The sequence below is a fragment of the Spirosoma endbachense genome (genome assembly GCF_010233585.1).
Taxonomy (GTDB): domain Bacteria; phylum Bacteroidota; class Bacteroidia; order Cytophagales; family Spirosomataceae; genus Spirosoma; species Spirosoma endbachense.
Genome location: NZ_CP045997.1, coordinates 10,314,100 through 10,315,006, shown reverse-complemented (window position 1 = coordinate 10,315,006; position 907 = coordinate 10,314,100). Strand labels below are relative to the sequence as shown.

Genomic DNA, 907 nt, shown 5'->3' with positions numbered 1-907 from the left:
CAAGAAATCAAACGACTCTATCAAACCGGAAACTACACCTATCCTGCACTGGCCAAACAGTTTGCTACCACTCGCCGGACAATTGCGAAATGGGTCAAACGAGACACGACCACCGATAGGAGTAGCGCCCCTCAACAGCATGGCCGACGACGCGTTACAGAAGCTTACCGGCAGGCCGTCATTGCTTACCGACAGGCGCACCCTACTCATGGTCCGGTACGCATTCAGGCTGAACTGGAGGCCACCCACGGCCATTTTGCCTTTAGTACAGTGCGGCTCATTGTCAAACAAGCGGCCCTCAGCCAAGCGCCTAAACCCAAAGCGACGGAGTCGAAGGCCATCCCGGTGGGCCGTCACCGCACCCAGATGGATGTGCAGCAACTGCCTGCCATTGAGGGTAGTAGCGGGTTCGAGTACAAGATTTCGATCATTCATTTGTCGACTCGGATTAAGTACTCAGAGATTCACGACAATTATGAAAGTGCGACCATAGCTGCTGTTTTCCAGCGGGCCTGGGATGCTTTACCCCCTTTTTTATTACTTTCACTGACAACGCCATGAGCTTTACCATGAAGTACACAGCCCATCCTGATCGCCAAACCCGTTTTACCAAAACGGTAGAAGGCAGTGGCCGGATTCATGCACTGATTCCACCGGGTAAACCCTGGCGCAACGGCTTTATTGAACCCAGCAACCGAACCGATAAAGACGAGTTGTTTACTCAGCAGCATTTTGTGGACTCAGAGGATCGACGTTACCAGTTAAAACTCTGGGAGATGGCATACAATCACCGTCGTCCTCATCAAGGGTTAGACAACCAAATTCCCTTTGAGGTATATCGGCGGGATTACCCGCTTCATGCTGCCAGTCGGGGAATAATCTAATCACTCAATACACGTAGTCACTA

Annotated in this window: 2 protein-coding genes; both read left to right on the top strand. The window is 51.5% G+C overall.

Annotated features, from left to right (window positions below):
- Positions 1–561 (top strand): helix-turn-helix domain-containing protein (locus GJR95_RS41980; protein ID WP_198424792.1); only part of this gene is annotated, 561 nt, incomplete at its 5' end.
- Positions 558–884, top strand: a complete 327-nt coding sequence (locus tag GJR95_RS41615) for an integrase core domain-containing protein (RefSeq protein WP_162391493.1) — start codon at positions 558–560, stop codon at positions 882–884. The genes GJR95_RS41980 and GJR95_RS41615, both read left to right, overlap by 4 nt.
- Positions 885–907 lie beyond the last annotated feature (23 nt).

Excerpts from the sequence above, each read along its gene's own strand:
- GJR95_RS41615 (WP_162391493.1), top strand. The coding sequence starts at position 558 with ATGAGCTTTACCATGAAGTACACAGCCCATCCTGATCGCCAAACCCGT.